Origin of the sequence: Glaciimonas sp. PAMC28666 (genome assembly GCF_016917355.1) — a bacterium.
GTDB lineage: Bacteria > Pseudomonadota > Gammaproteobacteria > Burkholderiales > Burkholderiaceae_D > Glaciimonas.
This window is the reverse complement of record NZ_CP070304.1, coordinates 203,327-221,578: the sequence shown is the minus strand read 5'-3', so window position 1 is coordinate 221,578 and position 18,252 is coordinate 203,327. Positions and strand designations below refer to the sequence as shown.

The window sequence follows — 18,252 nt, the reverse complement described above, 5'->3', positions numbered from 1 at the left end:
GCCTGCATTCAACTTAATTTTGATGGATGCCGATGCTGTTGCCAGTGCGCGTATCGCTGGCCTGGAAATGTAACCAGGGCAAGGTAAAAATTATTCTGGATTTTCAGCTACACTTCACCGCGTTATAACTCAACCTCATTCACGGATAAATCAATTTATGGGCATCACTCTTAAACATATTGTTATGTGGAAACTAAAGGAGCACGCTGAAGGTGCAGATAAGTCGACTAATGCGCTGAAACTAAAAGCATTATTGGATAGTTGTGCTGCGCTGGTTCCAGGAATTCTGCAATTCAATGCCGTGATTGCCCAAGACGGTTTGGAGGCGACCTGTGATGTGATACTAAACGCGGAATTCGCATCGCGCGAAGCGTTGGATGCGTATCAGAACCATCCTACGCACGTTGCGATCAAGCCTTTCGTTGGCGCGGTGCGCGAAGCGCGGCAGTGCTTTGACTACGAGAGCTGAAGCGCTTATTCTTCGCGCAAGACTGGATTGCCGTAATAATTTGGTAAAAAAGCCGGTTGAATAGCACGGTTAAATAATTCAATTTAATTAATTTAGCCTATTTATTTCGCTCAATGCCAGGCTGATTCTAATTGCCGGATTTATTCGCTGGTTAAACGTCCAATTGGTTATTTTCAACATTTTTCAGAGTAAGTATTTATGTTTCCTGCGCACGTCTTCCCGCTTGATAATCCCTTTTTGAAGCACCTCGGTGTCGAGTTCGTAGAAATGGGCGAGGGCACTGCGATATTGTCGCTGGATCTGCAGCCGCACCATATGAACGGCGGTCAGGCGACCCATGGCGGCGTGACGATGACGATGCTCGATGTCGTGATGGCGTTAGCTGGCCGTACCCTCAACCCGCAAGCAAGTGGGGCAGTGACGATTGAAATGAAGACTAGTTTTTTGCAGCCGGGCGGTCATATCGGCGGCCATCTTATTGCTAAGGGAAAAGCTTTTCATCGCTCGGCGACGATGTGTTTTTGTGAAGCTGAATTATGGAATGGCGAGAAATTGGTAGCGAAGTCGCTCGGTACTTTTAAGTATATAAAAAGTTCAGGGCGCGATCGCAATTCGCAGCGCGGATTTGATGGTGGTGCGGATGCTTGAGGGGGATTTTTTGGTGCGACGTTTTAATATCGCTGCGCTTCTTGAAGCCCGATAAGGCTTTGATAACGAACATCATCGGTCCGTCTTACTGACCTGCACCGATGTTGTCCATCTTTACCGCTACCGTCCAGGGCCTGGTGGTTAATGCACAGGCCGTTCTTGTAATACTGCGGTTCCGCAGGCGTGAAGCTTCACCAATGTTGAAGTTCGGGTGCCGTAATCCGGCGACGCAATAAACACTGACGATAACAAACGTTCTTTTTCAATGCCAACTCCCGTCGAGGGCAGGCGGCAATCACCGGCGATGGTGGTGTCTGTCAACATGTCAAAATAGGTTTCATCGGGTGCGCCCTGACATAACAAACTGGCGAACTGTGCCTTGGTCCTCACCACTTTCGGCCAGCAAACATCGAGCAATGCATTTGACAATCCGTAGATGCCGGGTGGCAGCGGTTGTCCGTTGCGTGGATCAGCCTCGCCTTTATTGGAATACCATATCAGATCCTGACCATCATGGATCAGCAGGTTAAAACCGTTAAAGTCGTGTGCACTGGCGCTAATCTGAGCAATGTAATCTGATGCTGTGGCTTTACTACTGAGAAAATCAGCCACGAGCGCACCGCGACTTGGTGCGTTGTCCTGGCGCTCGGAAGGGGCGCGCACATTGGTGATCGCGGCGAAGCGCCCCGTTCGACTGATGCCGAGCCAGGTCCCGCCGTCTTTCAGGTCTCGTCCTGCATAAATATCGGGGCGATCTTCCCACCAGTCAGCGGCGGCGCTGGGGCGAGCATAAAATTCGTCGCGGTTTGCGGCTGCTATCAATGGCAGGCCCGGAACTACTTTCCAGGAAAAAACGATTAGGCACATGATGAACCAGTAGCAAAAGATTCAGAAATAAAAAATTCGGTATGACGCGCGCCTTCGATTAAGGTAGCGGCGCCACTTTGCACAACCGCCTGCGCGACGTGCGACGTAAAATTCTCAGGGACTGCAAGATAAACCTCCATCCAGGTGTGTTGATCTTCGGTCGCCTCCGGTCGCCGTTTTAATGCACACGCAATATTATAATCGCGAGACAACGCATTCTGCATCGCTGTCGCCAACTGCATAAACTGGGTCGCATTGGCGGCCGCGACACGATAATAAATATAGAGATCCATATAGTTCCAAATACCCTGAAAACCTTGTTGCAGCAGACGTTATTTGTGCGTTATTTAAGCTTGACCGCAGGTGCCACCGGATCTGGCATGGCGTATGGCACCGGTATAAACGTTAACTGCGGTCCACTCGCAGAACCCAAATGCACGCTACCAGTTTCTAACGCTGCCAGTTTGATTTCCAACAGGCAGGAAGAAGCGTTGCCATCATGCTCAAGTCGTTCCGCATTGACGATCATGCCGCAAGGTTGCAAAGGGTCGATGCTCGAGAAAACTTCCGTTCCGGCGGCGACATCAATCGCGTCAACATTTGCCAGCACAGCGCGGCGCTTGAGTTTACCTAAATATTGGCTGCGCGCAACTATTTCCTGGCCGGGATAACACCCTTTCTTGAAATTGACGCCGCCAACTACTTCGTAGTTGATCATTTGTGGAACAAATTGCTCTTGCGTTGCCAGCGTAATTTGTGGAACACCGGCTTGAATCTGACCTAAACGCCAGACCCGGTCTCCAACCGCGGGTAACTTTTCTGACAGATGCACCCATGCCGCAATAGCAATCTCTGGAGTGGTGATCCATTGGTAGCGGGCCACACCATTGGCGTCGCTGGAGCGAATTAACGCGCCGTTTGCGTTGTCGATTTTTGCGAAGGGTGCCGAAGGAAGTTCCGGGAACCAAGGCGCTAAAGCAGATCCAACGGCTTTACCACCGAGGCCCAACACCGCGTAATTGTCGGTGACATCCGTTAGCGTGGCTTTGGAGCGCATGACAAACATTTGCAAACGTTTCTGAATAGCTGCCTGAATTTGCCGCGGAAGTTGCAAAAAAATGGTTTGGTCGTTTTTCCACATCAACAAGGTTGCCAGCAAGCGTCCTTTGGGCGAGCAATAACCGGCAAGGCGCGACTGATCGAGCGGTAATTGCGCGACATCGTTAGTCAATTGGTTATGCAGGAAGTTGGCTGAATCGTCGCCGGATAGTGCTATCAGGCCAAGGTCTGTTATCGGAGTAACAAAATTACCATCAGCATCCGGTGCCATCTTCTGATTGTCAGCGGGATATTGGGCAAGAAATTCGGGCCAGGTGGTTACAATTTTAGTCATAAAAGTGGGGCATTTTCAATTCAGCGATTATCATGTTGGGTTGATTATAGTGATGTCGCAAAAAGACGTCGGCTTTGATCCAATTTCGCCGTCCTGACCTGATTCAAAAACCCCGTGGAGCGATTGACTTTGTTTAAGAAACTACTGTTGAGTGTTGTTGTGCTGGCATTGCTTGCCATTGTCGGTTTGTCTTATTGGGCTAGGCAGCCAGTGTTTGAAATCGGCGCGCCGATACCGTTTACGGTCAGGCCGGGCAGCGGGCTTGATAGCGTCGTTCAACAAATCGCCGATGCAGGGGTTCCAGTCAATCCTGAACTATTAGGCGTCCTGGCCCGGCTGAGCGGCAAAAGCGCCAAGCTTAAAGCCGGTAGCTACGAGATAAAACCCGGGACCACACCAACACGACTGATTACGCAATTGGTGCGTGGTGAATTTGCGCAGGAGTCGCTGACGGTGATAGAAGGCTGGACCTTCCATCAAATGCGGCAAGCCATTGCGGCCCAGACCTCTCTGAAGCACGACACGGCGTTGTTGTCGGACGCCGAACTGATGGCTAAAATTACGACCGACTACGCGCTACCGGAAGGTTTGTTTGCGCCGGATACTTATCTGTTCGCAAAGGGCTCCAGCGATTTGCAGGTGTATAAACAAGCGCATGCCCTACTATTGAAGCGACTCAATAACGCATGGGACAACCGCGATCTGTCGGTGCCATACAAAACGCCGTATGAGGCGCTGATCATGGCTTCCATCGTTGAGAAAGAGACGGGACGTAAAGCGGAGCGCACCAACATCGCCGGTGTATTTGTTAATCGGTTGCGCCTTGGTATGTTATTGCAAACCGACCCCACGGTTATTTATGGAATGGGTGAGCAATATGAAGGTCGTATCCGCAAGCGGGATTTAACGACCGACACGCCATACAATACGTATACGCGTTCAGGTCTGCCGCCGACGCCAATTTCGTTACCTGGGGACGAGTCGTTGCATGCGGCGATGAATCCCGCCAAAACCGATGCGCTATTTTTTGTTGCCAAGGGTGATGGTAGCAGTCATTTCTCCAGCAGCCTTGGCGAACACAATCAGGCAGTGAATAAATATCAACGGTGAACGTTAGATTTTGTTTCCACAAGGCACTGAATAGCGCGTTACCGCTGCTGCTCGGTTAAACTGAGGTTACTTACAGAAATGCTTAGGGATCTATGACGTCTGCGAAATTTATTACCTTCGAGGGCATCGATGGTGCGGGAAAATCAACTCACATCGGCTATGTGGCGGCGCTATTGCGTAGCCGTGGGCTGGGTGTCGTCACTACCCGTGAGCCGGGTGGTACTGACCTTGGGGAGGCCTTGCGTGAATTGGTCCTGCACCAAAAGATGCATCTGGAGACTGAGGCAATGCTGATGTTTGCCTCCCGTCGTGAGCACCTGGCGCAGGTTATTGAGCCGGCCCTGACACGTGGCGATTGGGTCATTTCTGACCGATTTACTGATGCGACGTTTGCCTATCAGGGCGGGGGCAGAAAGCTCGCTCTGGAAAAACTTGACGTTTTGGAGCAATGGGTCCACCCCCATTTACAGCCTGACCTGACCTTGCTGTTTGACGTGCCCCTGGAAGTCGCGCGCGCACGTTTGGACGCCACCCGCGAGCTGGATCGGTTCGAACAGGAAAAGGTTACTTTTTTTGCTGACACGCGCGCGGAGTACTTGCGTCGCGCAGCGCAATTTCCGGCGCGGTTCCGCATAATTGACTCGACCCGTTCAATAGCCGACATTCAGACCTCGCTGGAACAGATTCTCGGGGCACTGTAACGGCACCATTCCGATTCCCTTCGAGTTTTGTGATGGTTAGGACAGCAGGACAGCAGGAGAGTAGCGTTAGTAAGTTTTTACCTGACCAATAAATTAATACACTGAGCGATTGTTAAGTGAATGAGTTATACCAATGAGCTATACAAATGCGTAATTTAATACTCCCCTGGCAAAGCGATGCCTGGCAGCAACTGCAGGACATGCGGGCCCGTATGCCCCATGCCATTCTGTTTCATGGCGCAGAGGGAATCGGTAAAACGGTTTTTGCCGAGCAGTTCGCACAATCTTTGTTCTGCGATCAACCGCTGGCGGACGGTCATGCCTGTGGTGCCTGCCCATCGTGTGGTTGGTTTGTGCAGCAAAACCATCCAGACTATCGGCGCGTTCGCCCGGAAATCCTGGAGGATGAGGATGCGCGGGACGGTGGCGACGGAGCCGAAGAGGGCAGTGACGCCAAGAAAACGGCAAAGTCGACTAAAGCACCGTCGAAAGAAATTAAAATCGACCAGATTCGTGCGTTAGCCGGATTTATGAATATTTCGACCCACCGTCAGGGTCAGCGCGTGGTGGTGCTGTATCCGGCGGAGGCGTTAAATGCCGCCTCAGCCAACGCGCTACTCAAGACGTTGGAAGAGCCGCCGCCGAACACTGTATTTTTGCTGATTTCAAATAGCCTGGATCGATTGCTGCCGACCATATTGTCGCGCTGTCGTAAATTCCCGATGCCGGTTCCTTCCCGGCAAGACGCTCTGGCATGGCTGCAGCAACAAGGCGTAGCGGATGCTGACATGTGGCTGTCCGAACAAGGCGGCGCTCCTTTGACGGCGCAGGCACAGTCGCAAAGCGAGGGGCGCGAACTGATCAATGAACTGTTGGCATATCTGAGTGCGCCTGGAATAGAAGGCGCTTTGAAGTGCGCAGAACGTTTGCAGAAAACGCCGGTGGTGGAATTGCTCGGCTGGCAGCAGCGTTGGCTCTATGATTTGTTTTCGCTGAAAATGACGAATTCGGTGCGTTATTATCCGCGTTATCAAAAAGCCCTGGCAGCGTTGACGGCGCGGGCCCAAACCGGTGATTTGCTACGTGGACTGAAGGCCTGCAATGAACGAAGGGCGATTGCTGAGCATCCATTATCGGCGCGCCTTTTCATTGAAGATATGTTGTTGGATTACGCAAAAATATTCGCTTAAATCATCGGTGTGAGAATTTATTGAACATGGTTTTAACCTTTCTTCTGTTAGCGTTTATCCGGAATTATTGAAGGAGGCGGTATGATAGTGGCGGAAACTGGCGCGAAGCTTGGGTGAAAATGGTGCGGTTTTTGCGCTATCGTTGCATAAGATTTGCATCTGCCTTGCGTACTTCAATTGGCGAATGGTTAGTGCAGATAGCGCAAATAGATATCGTGCATCTTGTAAAAGTGGATGTTGAATATTTAGAATGGAAGGCATATGGCAGAAAATTCAATCGGTGGTGGCGGTGCTAAAGTAGCAAGGCCTTCGGTTTTGTCCCTGGCGATTAAGGAAAAATCTGCTTTATACGCGGCTTATATGCCTTTTTTAAACGGCGGCGGGGTATTCGTACCGACCAACAAGGCGCATTTAATTGGGGATGAAGTTTATTTGATCCTCTCTTTAATGGAAGATCCGACGAAATATCCGATTGCAGGTAAGGTCGTCTGGATTACACCATCCGGTGCCAATAACAACCGGGCGCAAGGGATTGGCGTGCAATTCCCCGATGATGATGGCGGTCGCCGTTTGCGCATGCGGGTCGAAGAAATTTTGGGCTCCGCTCTTAGTTCCAGTCGACCAACACATACTTTATAAACCGACATATTCGTCATCTCACATCAAATTCACCATGAAATATCACCATAGACTAGCAACCCAACAAGATTTGGCCGCGATCGTTGCGATTTACAATAGTACCGTCGCGTCGCGTGAAGTCACGGCAGATACTGAACCGGTATCGGTTGCGTCGCGGCAAGCCTGGTTCGATCATCATAATCCGACGCTGCGCCCGTTATGGGTGGTTGAGCAGGACGGGGACGGGAAGGCAGCCACGGAGATTCTGGGTTGGCTGTCGTATTCAGACTTCTACGGTCGCCCGGCTTATGCAGGAACTGCAGAGATTTCGATTTATATCCACGAAACTGCGCGTGGCAAAGGGATAGGCCGTTATTTAATGGAGCAGGCCATCGCATATGCGCCGCACGTCGCGGTGCATACTTTGCTTGGTTTTGTTTTTGGTCATAACGCGCCTAGCTTGAAATTATTTGAAATATTCGGTTTTGAGCGGTGGGCCAACATGCCGCGAGTGGCAACCCTGGATGGTGTTGAGCGCGATTTAGTGATTTTGGGTAAACGAGTCGCCTGAATTTCGGGTCGCCTAAATTTGCTATGTCATCATGGCGGCAATGTGATCATACAATTACCGCATAGCGGCCAGCCAAAATTAGTAGTCGGTCCTAAAGGGGCGCGTCCTATTGGGGAGCGACATATAAGGTGTCGCGCTCAGCCTGTTTTATCCTGCAAATACGTTTTCTTTACCCATCTTCAAACTATGTACATCGACTCACATTGCCATATTAACTTCCCTGAATTGGCCGCTAAGATGCCGGAAATTTTGGCTAAGATGGCGCAGAATAAAGTAACGCACGCATTGTGCGTGTCAGTGGACCTGCCCGATTTTCCACAAGTGCTGGAATTGGCGAAAACCTATCCTCATATCTATGCTTCGGTCGGTGTCCATCCTGACTATGAAGACACCCCAGAACCTACAGTTGATGATTTGATCCGGCTCTCCGATCATCCAAAAATCATAGCGATTGGCGAGACAGGTCTTGATTATTTTCGGTTGCAAGGTGATCTTGAGTGGCAGCGGGAGCGTTTTCGTCGCCATATCCGGGCGTCGCGCGCAACCGGAAAGCCATTAATTATCCATACGCGTGCGGCGTCCGAAGATACGATAAAAATTATGCGGGAAGAGGGTGCGGGTACCAACGCTGGTGGTGTGGGCGGTGTTATGCATTGCTTCACCGAGTCGCTAGCGGTGGCGGAGGCGGCCATCGAGATGGGATTTTATATTTCCTTTTCCGGTATTGTTACTTTTAAGAGCGCAAAAGATTTGCAAGCCGTTGCCCTGGCGGTTCCAATGGAGCGGATTTTGATAGAGACCGATTCTCCGTATCTGGCGCCGGTCCCGCAGCGCGGCAAGATGAACGAACCGGGATTCGTGGTGCACGTGGCGGAGTATCTTGCGAACCTCAAGGGGCTGCCGCTGGCGCAGGTCGCGCAACAAACGACTGATAATTTCTTCACGTTATTCAAACTTCCTGATGAGACCGCACATGCTTAAATTCGATAATAGGGTCAGCGCCATAATTTCACGTCGTCTGTTGTTGTCGAGCCTGGCTGGCATTGCTCTGGCAGTGACGTTGGGTGCTTTGCCTGGCGCAACTTTTGCAGCAAACTCGGCCGCAAACTCCGATGAGTTTTTCAAGCTGGTGCAAATGAATGATTATCGTCGCTTGCCGAAATTACTTGCCTCCGGAATGAATCCGAATGTTGTTGAGAGCAAACGTGGCGAAACCGGACTTATGCTGGCGATCCGCGAAGAATCGATGAACTCCTTCGAGGTATTGTTGAATGCGCGTGGAATAGACCTTAATCTACGCGCTCGCAACGGCGATACGGCGCTGATGGTCGCATCGTATAAAGGAAATGTTTCTGCAGTAAAATCATTGCTGGCGAAAGAAGCTGAGCCAAACACCACCGGCTGGACCGCGCTGCATTACGCCGCAGCGATAGGTAACGATGAAATTGTGCAATTGTTGTTGGATGCGTCGGCATATATTGATGCCGGGTCGCCGAATCAGACGACGCCGCTGATGATGGCTGCGCGTGAAGGAAAAATTCTCACCGTCAAGTTATTGCTTGATTCAGGCGCGGATGCAAGATTAAAGAACGATGTGGGAATGAACGCAATTGATTTCGCCAGAAAATTCGATCACGAGGATATCGCGGATGGATTGACCTCACGTCTGAACAAAGCGAGTCAGAAATAAAACGCATTTTTTCGGGCCACACTATTCGCCCACTGTTTCGTTAGCCTCTTTCCTCTAAGTCTTCCTCCAAGTCTTCGTCCTCTTATCTTGCTCCGGATATCCTTCCGGGAGCCAAGTGCAAGCGCCGCCGGTTGTTCTCATTATTTCTGCAGTCCCGATCGAGACGTTCGCAGAGGTTTCTTCGTTGTTGCCGACCATCTTCTCTTTAATTCCGAACACTGTCCGTAGAATGCGCTGCAACGTATAGACTCTTTTGCATGTTATCATTTTTGTACTACACTGAACTCAGCAGAACCTGCAGACGTTCAACATGGCTCGATGAGCGATCTGCTCACATTGGCGTCATCCTTGCGCGCCGATCCTTCTCATGGAGGGTGTTATGGAACTTCACATGCACACGCATCACCTGGAATCGCGTGCACCGGACTGGATGGCGGCGGTGGTTGCCGGTTTCGTTAGTGGTGCCGTGGTGATGGTATTGGAGTTGCTATGGTCGGCGCTGATCGGACGATCCAGCCCATGGGCGATATCCCATATGGTATCCGCCATCGTAATGGGCCCGGACGTCCTGCAATCCAGTGATTTCAGCGTGGCCGTGGTAGCTACGGCGTTGGTGACGCATTATGTGCTGGGCATCGTATTTGGCCTGGTTTTATGCGGCATTATTGCGCCATTTCATTTCGATTCGAGCAGGGCCATGATACTTGCCACGGGCGCCGTGTTCGGCTTGCTGTTGTACGCATTCAACTTTTATGGAATGTCCCGAATCTTCATCTGGTTCACCGACATGCGGGGCTGGCCAGCTTTGATAACGCACGTGATTTTCGGCATGGTTTCGGCGGGCGCCTATTGGACTCTGGAGCGGGGAAACCGACGTCTCTAATTTCTTGCTCGATCAGGATAGCGATTGAGGTCCTGATCGTAACTGACAAAATCGGTGCAATCGGTGCAATCCGTTCACTCGGCGCAATTAGAACGCCTGCGTTCAGTGGAATTAATGGCATCCGATCACCTCGAATCCGGTCGGCTTGATCGGCTTTCCGACGAGCGTTCGTCCTGAGTTTGCGGCGAGTGAAGAGGATAGATATGACAATGGCCGTCGTACTTATCGCGTTGGTTGATCTAAGCGTACTTTTCCAAATATTTAGTCCATGGAAGGCAACGCCGCTGGCTTCCAATTGGCAGCAGATGGACAATACGTTGACGATTACGCTGGTCATTACCGGTTTTGTTTTTATCTTCCTCAATCTATTTCTTGTCTATATGTTGATGCGTTTCAGTCATCGTAAAGGTCGGCGCGCCGCGTATCAACCAGAAAATAAAAAACTCGAACTGTGGCTGATTAGTATCACCACGATTGGCATCATTGCGTTGCTGGCGCCCGGGTTGCTGGTGTACGCCGATTTTGTGCACGTTCCAAAAAATGCGATGCAGGTTGAGGTGCTGGGTCAGCAGTGGCAATGGCGTTTTCGTTTCCCTGGAGCCGGTGGAAAGTTTGGCCGAACCAATGTGGGCTTGGTCAGCGCAGCGAATCCGTTTGGTATTGATCCAGCCGATCGTGCCGGCAGCGGCAATATTTTGATCAATAGTAACGAACTGCACTTGCCCGTGAATTATCCGATTCAAATGGTGCTGAGATCCCAGGACGTCTTGCACGATTTTTATGTTCCGCCGTTCCGCGCAAGAATGAACATGGTTCCCGGAACAGTGACCTCGTTTTGGTTCACGCCAAACAAAGTTGGACGTTACGAAGTTTTATGCGCGCAATTATGTGGAATCGGCCACGCCAACATGCGCGGTTATGTCGTGGTCGAGGACGCAGCCAGTTTCCAGAGGTGGTTACAGGGTCAACCGACGTTTGCGGTTTCCATGATGCCGCATCCGACCGTTAATGCGGGTGTGCCGGGTACCGTCACCGGGCTTGTTGCGCAAGGGAAGGCACTTGCCGCGTCGAAGGCCTGTATCTCTTGCCACACGGTCGATGGAAATCCTTTGGTTGGTCCCACCTGGAAAGGATTATTCGGCAAGACGGAGACCATGGAAAACGGCAGCACCGCTTTGGTGGATGAGGCTTATTTACGAAATTTTATCCGCAATCCGACGGCTCACATCGTAAAAGGTTTCACTCCCATCATGCCGAAGATTGAGATGACCGATGAGGAGCTGACGGCGCTGGTCGCCTATATCAAATCATTTGGTACACCGCCGCAGGGCTCACCTCAAAACCAGGCGGCAACCGCATCCGAAAGCAATTAATGAGCATTCAATAAGCAACTAACAAGCAATTACAAAGCAGCTATGGTATCCGGCGCGACCGCGTCGCAAGCATTCAACGGGGAAGTCTATGGCTAGTACCGATGAACATAGTGTCCACCAGACGTCTGACGCGCACCACGCGCCACAAAGCTTCCTGTTGAGATATGTCTGGAGCCAGGACCATAAGGTCATTGCCATCCAGTATTCCTGCATTGCAATCCTCGCAGGCTTGGTGGGCGTGGTGCTGTCCAATTTGATGCGGTTGCAACTTGGATTCCCCGGCCGCTTTCCCGGTATTGATGCGACGCATTACTATCAGTTCATGACCATGCACGGCATGATTATGGTGATCTATCTGTTGACTGCGCTCCTGTTAGGCGGGTTTGGTAATTACCTCATTCCGTTAATGGTGGGAGCGCGTGACATGGTGTTTCCTTACCTGAACATGTTGAGTGTCTGGACCTATTTTGTGTCGGTGATCGTGTTAATGGCGAGTTTCTTTGTTCCAGGCGGTCCAACGGGGGCAGGTTGGACGCTGTATCCCCCGCAGGCAATTTTGCCGGGAACACCGGGCTATGAATGGGGCATCATTTTAATGCTGGTGTCGTTGTTGATTTTCATCGTTGCGGCAACCATGGGTGGGCTGAATTATGTCACCACCGTTTTGCAGGCGCGTACCGAAGGCATGACGCTCATGCGGATGCCGCTGACCGTCTGGGGCATTTTCGTGGCGACCATTTTAGCGTTATTGGCTTTTCCTGCATTGTTTGTCAGCGGCATCATGATGCTGCTGGATCGCACGCTTGGAACCAGTTTCTTCATGCCCGCGCTGCTGTCAATGGGTAAGGCCAGCAATTACAACGGTGGCAGTCCGCTGTTGTTCCAGCATTTGTTCTGGTTTTTTGGGCATCCTGAGGTCTACATCGTCGCTTTGCCAGCATTCGGGATCGTATCCGATCTGATCAGTGTCCACGCGCGAAAAAGTATCTTCGGCTACCGCACGATGGTCTGGGCGATACTGGCGATCGGTGTCCTAAGCGTGGTGGTGTGGGCGCATCATATGTTTGTCAGCGGCATGAATCCCTATTTCGGATTTTTCTTTGCCACTACCACCTTAATCATCGCGATTCCGACGGCGATCAAGGTCTATAACTGGTTGCTGACATTGTGGGATGGTGATATCCACATGACCGTGCCGATGCTGTTTGCATTGGCTTTTATCAGCACTTTTCTGATTGGCGGACTGACCGGTTTATTTCTAGGCAATGTCAGCGTTGATATTCCGCTATCAAATACCTATTTCGTCGTTGCCCATTTCCATATGGTCATGGGGGTGTCACCGCTACTGGTGATTTTTGGCGGTATCTATCATTGGTTTCCAAAAGTCTCCGGACGGATGCTGAATGATCGACTCGGAAAAATACATTTTTGGATCACCTTTATTGGCACCTATGCGATATTTTTTCCGATGCATTATCTCGGTATTCTAGGTATGCCGCGGCGCTATTACGTATTTCAGGGGTATAAATTTATTCCCTCTTCAGCACAGACGTTAAACGTCTTCATCACTCTTGTGGCGTTGGTGGTCGCGGTTGGGCAGATCGTTTTTATATTTAATCTGGTGTGGAGTGCATTCCGAGGCAAACGAGCGGATTCGAATCCCTGGCGCGCCGCGTCTATGGAGTGGCAGACGCCGCAGACACCGCCTGAGCATGGTAATTGGGGCGAGCAACTTCCTGTAGTGTATCGGGGCGCATATGCTTATAGCCTTCCTGGCGAGGAAGAGGATTTTATAGCGCAAAACGCGCCGCCAACGCCAGCAGCGGACCCTTCGCCACCAGTGCTCCGAAAAGGAGCGCTGGCATGAGTTCTTCCAATACGTTGAAAATCAAGAAGCGCGGTCCCGGCCCCCGGCTTGGTTCTGCCCGGATCATGCAGCGGGGAGGAAATACACCGGTCACCAAAGTTGCCGCCATGAGTGTGGCATTGTGGGTATTTATTGGCGTGGCGACTGCGCTATTCACATTGTTCCTGGCGGCGTATGTGATGCGTATGGACGGGAGCGACTGGTCGCCTATTGTGATGCCGTGGCAGTTGTGGATCAGCACGGGTTTGTTGGTAGTGACGAGCCTGATGTTACACGGTGCAAGCATTGCCGCGAGAGCAGTCAGCGCACGTAGATTTTTTATCGCGGGTGGGATTTTTGGACTTGGTTTTTTAGGGTGCCAACTATGGGCATGGCAGATTTTGCAAGGGAACCACGTGTCGGCAATGGGCAATCCGGCCGGGAGTTTTTTTTATTTATTGACGGCGATGCATGGGGCCCACGTCATGGGTGGGCTGGTCGGTTGGTTGCGAACGGCGCGCTTTGCACGCACTGGTGCAGGACTGGACAGCGCGATGTTTGAACTGCGATGGCGCGCCCGATTGTGTAGCCGTTACTGGGACTTTCTACTGTTCGTATGGATCGTGCTGTTCGCCGCTTTGGGTTGGTTGACGCCGGAACTGGTGCGCTTGATCTGTGGAACGCGCTGAAGCTAAGATAAAAGAGCCCTCAAAATAAAAGAGCCATTAAAACAGTCAATAAAAGACCCATTCACCGAGGTGCGATATGAGTCGACCAATGAGCGGACCAAATTCAGGAGAAGTCGACACCGCAAAAGCGCAGCAAGCGGTGTTGCTGAAACCCCCTGCGCTAGCGCCATCGGGATGGCGCCAACTGGTAAATGACTGGTCGGCCGACAGGGAGGCTTTTCAGGTGTCCTGGGGCAAGGCGATGATGTGGATATTTTTGCTATCGGACACCTTTATATTCAGTTGTTTTTTAGTTGGCTATATGACGGTGCGGATGTCGGGAACGCAAGCATGGCCGAATACCAGTGAAGTGTTTGCGCTGCATATCGACGGTACGCCGGTGCCGCTGTTGCTGATCGCCATTATGACTTTTGTGCTGATTAGCAGCAGTGGCACCATGGCAATGGCGGTGAACTTCGCTTATCGTCGCGAGCGCGTTCGGGCTGCCATTTTGATGTTGGTCACTGCCGCATTCGGGGTTGCTTTTGTCAGCATGCAAGTGTTTGAGTGGACTAATCTGATCGTCAATGAGGGGGTGCGGCCATGGGGAAATGCGATGGGCGCTCCGCAATTCGGCGCGACATTTTTTATGATTACCGGTTTTCACGGCCTGCATGTTTCAATCGGCGTGATTTATCTGGTGACGGTTGCTGTGCGGATATTACTCGGCCGTTACGAACGCAGCGGTAATTATCAGATTGTCGAAATTGCCGGATTATATTGGCATTTTGTGGATCTGGTATGGGTGTTCATCTTTGCGTTATTTTATCTTTGGTGAGAGTCCATGATGGATACGAACAACACACACGCCGGACAACAGCATCCGACCAGCCTTTATCTAAAAATTTGGGCACTATTGTTTGTACTCAGCACACTTTCTTATATGGTCGACTATTTGCAGCTGCATGGGTATTTGAGATGGGCTTTGATTTTGTTGCTGATGTTGCTGAAGGCGGGATTGATTGTGGCTTTTTTTATGCATATGGCGTGGGAGCGTTTGGCGCTGGTATATGCCATTCTCGTACCGCCGCTGTGCTTGTTAGTGTTAGTGATACTCATGGCCACGGAAGCGCACAGCACTTTTTTGACGCGGTTGATATTTTTCCGCTGAGCCCGGGCACCCAGCGGGAAATTTTTACAATGTCTTTTGCAGATTAGGTACGCGTGAGTATTTGCAGGCCGACATCCTTGATATCTTTGGTGCCAGTCAGCGCCATGCTGACGTCCAGTTCCTGGCGCATGATCTCTAACATTTTGGTCACTCCGGCTTCGCCCATCGCACCCAGGCTGTATAGAAAAGCGCGACCGATCATGGTTCCTTTAGCGCCCAGCGCAACTGCTTTCAGGACATCCTGACCACTTCGGATACCCCCATCGAACCATACCTCAATTTGATCGCCCACCGCTTCGACGATGGCTGGCAGTGCCGAAATGGACGACACCGCTCCATCCAGCTGTCGGCCACCATGATTGCTGACGACGATCGCATCGGCACCGCTGGCGGCGGCGATTTTAGCGTCTTCTACGTCGAGAATGCCTTTTAGGATCAGTTTGCCGCCCCATTGCTGCTTGATCCAGGCGATGTCGTCCCAGCACAAAGTCGGATCGAATTGGCTGGCAGTCCATTTACTCAGCGTCAGAATGCCATCGGCTCCTTTGACGTGACCCGCGAGGTTGCCGAAGGTTTTCCGACCGCCCAGCGCGCGCAGGGCCCAGGCAGGCTTGCTCGCCAGATCAATGATGTTGGCGAGGGTTAACTTGGGCGGTACTGACATGCCATTCTTAATATCTTTATGACGCTGCCCTAAAATCTGCAAGTCTAGCGTTAGTACGAGTGCCGAACATTTCGCCGCTTTGGCGCGCTCGATCAGCGATTTAACGAAGCCACGGTCGCGCATGACGTACAGTTGAAACCAGAATGGCTTGGTCGTTACGCTGGCAACGTCTTCGATCGAGCAAATACTCATCGTTGATAAGGTGAACGGAATGCCAAATTTTTCAGCCGCTATAGCACCCAGCATTTCGCCGTTGGCCCATTGCATACCAGTCAGTCCGGTAGGCGCAATGGCGACCGGCATCGCGACATTTTCCCCGATCATGGTCGTGGCGGTGCTGCGTTCGTCGACGTTAATCGCGACGCGCTGGCGTAATTTCAATGCGGCCAGATCACTGGTATTGGCGCGATAGGTTCCTTCGGTGTAAGAGCCGCTATCGGCATAGTCGTAAAAAGCTTTTGGTACCCGTTTCTGTGCGAGTACGCGCAGATCTTCGATGCAGGTGATGACGGGCATTATTTCTCCGTATATTGAGTGGGTGTAAATAAGTGTGTTTCGGTGTAATGGGGTACAACCAAGAACTGTCGGATGACCCCCGGTATGCAAGTTCTCGCTATCCTAGGGCAAAACAGGTCGGCGTTGGGAGAAAATGATGGTTGGGTGAGATGAAGAGTTTTCAAGTCAGCTCGTAGTAGAGTAAGAGCAGAGCAAAAGCAGAGCAAAAGCAGAGCAAAAGCAGAGCAGATGAGACGAGGAGGTTCTGGGGATTTTGGACGGATTTTGCTTTTCCCGGCAAATGGCTGGTGTCGATTCGCCTAAGAGTTAAGTTTTAGTTTAATTCAGCCTGCTTCGAGTGGATTGAGGATTCCGGTGCGGTGGGTGCGGGTGATAAGCGTTACCGAACGAAGCCGCAAGCGACAACAAGCCGTACGAGGGGGCGTAGGTTACCGACTATCACATCAGATCAATTTCTGTTGCCACCCGGTTTCCACTCCTGACGGCTGACTCCAGCGTCGCGGGGTACTCGCTGGTAGTGTAATCGCCCGCTAACCATACGCCAGCTACTCGACTCCTATTGTCAGGACGAACAAGGCCAGGAGTACAAGCGAAGGTGGCGCGCTTTTCCGAGATGACTCTGGACCAGTTCGGATGGGCCAGATCTGGCCGGTTAAAAGCCTTGGCGAGTTGCGCAGTGATCCCTGCGATTAAGGACCCATGACCATCTGCGATTGCTGCGCCAGAACTACTGATGACAACCGCGAACATGCCCGCTTGGGTTGCATCAAGCTGACCGCGATCAAAGACAAATTGTCCCCAATCACCGTTAGCACCATCCTCTATCAACGCCAAAAAAGCGCGTGGCAAAGATACCGTCGCCGCGTATTGCAGATAACAAGTGGTAATCGGTTCATATGCGAAGCTTTTGAGGAGCGCCGTATCTTCGGGCGGAGCGTGCTCGGCTAATAAATTGGCGGCAATCTCCGGGGGCGTTGCGATGACGACCGCATCGAAATCGCCATCGTAATCATTGGCACTCAAGCGCCAACCGTCGCCGTTTGGTTGCAACTTTTTGATGTTGCAACCGAGATGAACGCGGCCACCTTGCTGCGTAACAAAGGCGGCTGCACGATCGGGCATCAAACTGCTCAGGTCGACCCGCGGTACCAGCATGTCAGAGGCAGAGCGACGCGCCCCCAGGCTATCGCGTAACACTGCCAGAAATACTTGCGCCGAGGCGCGTTCCGGCGGCGTATTGAGTGCTGCAACACAGAGTGGGTGCCATAGTAATCGGATAAGTCGCGAGGTCTGATCAAATCGCTCTAATAATGTGCTGACAGAGCAATCGTCATGCAGCTCCCACCCCATCCAGCGTGCGGCCGAATTGAAGCGCGCCAGCGCGATCTTGTCTTCCCGGTTGATCCCATCGGCGCGCCATAAGGCGGCCATAAGATGGAATGGCGCAGGTAGGGATCTTGTCAAAAAGGTCATTCCGCCACTGTTTTCGGGGTAACACATTTGCAACGGCAGGCGCAGTAACGCCGTCCTGGGATCAATGCCCACCTTTTGCATCAGTTGCAAGGTGTGCTTATAAGCCCCCAGCAAAATGTGTTGCCCATTGTCGTGGCAAATCTCATGACGGCTCGGATCCGAGAGGTCGTCGGCGATACCGAATGGCGTTTTAACGCTCAATATAGGTTCGAAGACTTTGGAGGTCACGCGTCGCGCGCGACCGCCGAGCACGCGACCGGCCTCAAACAGGGTTACCTGATGTTGGTTTCCGGAGAGGGCCACGGCGGCTGCGCAGCCAGCCCAACCAGCGCCGATGACGGCGACGTTTTGTGTTTTTGCACGCATGTCAGACGGAGCTAAGTTATTACAACTGGTTATTC

20 protein-coding genes are annotated in these 18,252 nt (G+C 51.7%); 15 read left to right on the top strand and 5 right to left on the bottom strand.

Features of this window, described 5'->3' with window-relative positions:
* The first annotated feature begins 157 nt into the window (after positions 1-157).
* Both JQN73_RS00945 and JQN73_RS00940 read left to right on the top strand, forming a co-directional pair.
* Positions 158-469, top strand: coding sequence for a Dabb family protein (locus JQN73_RS00945; RefSeq protein WP_205321244.1), 312 nt, complete (start codon positions 158-160; stop codon positions 467-469).
* A 198-nt stretch (positions 470-667) separates the two neighbouring features.
* Positions 668-1,117 (top strand): PaaI family thioesterase, encoded by a 450-nt coding sequence (locus tag JQN73_RS00940; RefSeq protein WP_205321243.1) that lies wholly within the window; start codon positions 668-670, stop codon positions 1,115-1,117.
* A gap of 141 nt (positions 1,118-1,258) precedes the next feature.
* On the opposite strand, the gene JQN73_RS00935 is transcribed toward JQN73_RS00940, so the two are convergent.
* Genes JQN73_RS00935 through JQN73_RS00925 form a run of 3 tightly spaced genes read right to left on the bottom strand, consistent with a single transcriptional unit; the run spans position 1,259 to position 3,377 of the window.
* Complete coding sequence (locus tag JQN73_RS00935) at positions 1,259-1,984, bottom strand: NRDE family protein (RefSeq protein ID WP_205321242.1); 726 nt, start codon at positions 1,982-1,984, stop codon at positions 1,259-1,261.
* Positions 1,975-2,277, bottom strand: a complete 303-nt coding sequence (locus JQN73_RS00930) for a DUF4936 family protein (protein WP_205321241.1) — start codon at positions 2,275-2,277, stop codon at positions 1,975-1,977. Before JQN73_RS00930 ends, JQN73_RS00935 begins: the two co-directional genes overlap by 10 nt.
* 50 nt (positions 2,278-2,327) lie before the next feature.
* Positions 2,328-3,377, bottom strand: a complete 1,050-nt coding sequence (locus JQN73_RS00925; protein WP_205321240.1) for a folate-binding protein YgfZ — start codon at positions 3,375-3,377, stop codon at positions 2,328-2,330.
* Positions 3,378-3,500: 123 nt separating this feature from the next.
* Between JQN73_RS00925 and mltG the strand changes: the two genes are divergently transcribed.
* The 13 genes from mltG to JQN73_RS00860 all read left to right on the top strand — a co-directional run bounded on the left by mltG (position 3,501) and on the right by JQN73_RS00860 (position 15,198).
* A complete protein-coding gene (gene mltG / locus JQN73_RS00920; RefSeq protein WP_205321239.1) occupies positions 3,501-4,487 on the top strand; it encodes an endolytic transglycosylase MltG in 987 nt (328 codons plus the stop codon).
* Between the two features lie 92 nt (positions 4,488-4,579).
* Positions 4,580-5,188, top strand: coding sequence for a dTMP kinase (gene tmk, locus JQN73_RS00915; protein WP_205321238.1), 609 nt, complete (start codon positions 4,580-4,582; stop codon positions 5,186-5,188).
* 146 nt (positions 5,189-5,334) lie between these two features.
* Positions 5,335-6,378, top strand: coding sequence for a DNA polymerase III subunit delta' (locus JQN73_RS00910; protein WP_205321237.1), 1,044 nt, complete (start codon positions 5,335-5,337; stop codon positions 6,376-6,378).
* 261 nt (positions 6,379-6,639) lie between these two features.
* Complete coding sequence (locus JQN73_RS00905; protein ID WP_205321236.1) at positions 6,640-7,017, top strand: PilZ domain-containing protein; 378 nt, start codon at positions 6,640-6,642, stop codon at positions 7,015-7,017.
* Positions 7,018-7,051: 34 nt separating this feature from the next.
* Entirely contained in the window at positions 7,052-7,567 is a 516-nt protein-coding gene (locus tag JQN73_RS00900; RefSeq protein WP_205321235.1) for a GNAT family N-acetyltransferase, read from the top strand.
* A gap of 186 nt (positions 7,568-7,753) precedes the next feature.
* Positions 7,754-8,548, top strand: a complete 795-nt coding sequence (locus JQN73_RS00895) for a TatD family hydrolase (RefSeq protein ID WP_205321234.1) — start codon at positions 7,754-7,756, stop codon at positions 8,546-8,548.
* Complete coding sequence (locus tag JQN73_RS00890; protein WP_205321233.1) at positions 8,541-9,257, top strand: ankyrin repeat domain-containing protein; 717 nt, start codon at positions 8,541-8,543, stop codon at positions 9,255-9,257. The genes JQN73_RS00895 and JQN73_RS00890 overlap by 8 nt, the downstream gene beginning before the upstream one ends.
* Before the next feature lie 379 nt (positions 9,258-9,636).
* Positions 9,637-10,140 (top strand): hypothetical protein, encoded by a 504-nt coding sequence (locus JQN73_RS00885; protein ID WP_205321232.1) that lies wholly within the window; start codon positions 9,637-9,639, stop codon positions 10,138-10,140.
* 203 nt (positions 10,141-10,343) lie between these two features.
* Complete coding sequence (locus JQN73_RS00880) at positions 10,344-11,513, top strand: cytochrome c oxidase subunit II (RefSeq protein WP_205321231.1); 1,170 nt, start codon at positions 10,344-10,346, stop codon at positions 11,511-11,513.
* A gap of 88 nt (positions 11,514-11,601) precedes the next feature.
* The gene (gene ctaD, locus JQN73_RS00875; RefSeq protein ID WP_205321230.1) at positions 11,602-13,380 is read left to right on the top strand and encodes a cytochrome c oxidase subunit I; all 1,779 of its coding nucleotides are present in this window, start codon (positions 11,602-11,604) and stop codon (positions 13,378-13,380) included.
* Positions 13,377-14,048, top strand: coding sequence for a bb3-type cytochrome oxidase subunit III (locus JQN73_RS00870; protein ID WP_370551289.1), 672 nt, complete (start codon positions 13,377-13,379; stop codon positions 14,046-14,048). The genes ctaD and JQN73_RS00870 overlap by 4 nt, the downstream gene beginning before the upstream one ends.
* 88 nt (positions 14,049-14,136) lie before the next feature.
* The gene (locus JQN73_RS00865) at positions 14,137-14,865 is read left to right on the top strand and encodes a heme-copper oxidase subunit III family protein (RefSeq protein WP_205321229.1); all 729 of its coding nucleotides are present in this window, start codon (positions 14,137-14,139) and stop codon (positions 14,863-14,865) included.
* 9 nt (positions 14,866-14,874) lie between these two features.
* Complete coding sequence (locus JQN73_RS00860) at positions 14,875-15,198, top strand: cytochrome C oxidase subunit IV family protein (RefSeq protein ID WP_205323096.1); 324 nt, start codon at positions 14,875-14,877, stop codon at positions 15,196-15,198.
* Between the two features lie 43 nt (positions 15,199-15,241).
* Here JQN73_RS00860 and JQN73_RS00855 read toward each other — a convergent pair whose 3' ends face one another.
* Together JQN73_RS00855 and hpnE are read right to left on the bottom strand one after the other, a co-directional pair.
* Positions 15,242-16,378 carry an alpha-hydroxy acid oxidase gene (locus JQN73_RS00855; RefSeq protein WP_205321228.1) on the bottom strand — a complete coding sequence of 379 codons (1,137 nt, stop codon included), beginning with the start codon at positions 16,376-16,378 and terminating at the stop codon, positions 15,242-15,244.
* Between the two features lie 438 nt (positions 16,379-16,816).
* Positions 16,817-18,217, bottom strand: a complete 1,401-nt coding sequence (hpnE, locus tag JQN73_RS00850) for a hydroxysqualene dehydroxylase HpnE (RefSeq protein ID WP_205321227.1) — start codon at positions 18,215-18,217, stop codon at positions 16,817-16,819.
* Between the last annotated feature and the right edge of the window lie 35 nt (positions 18,218-18,252).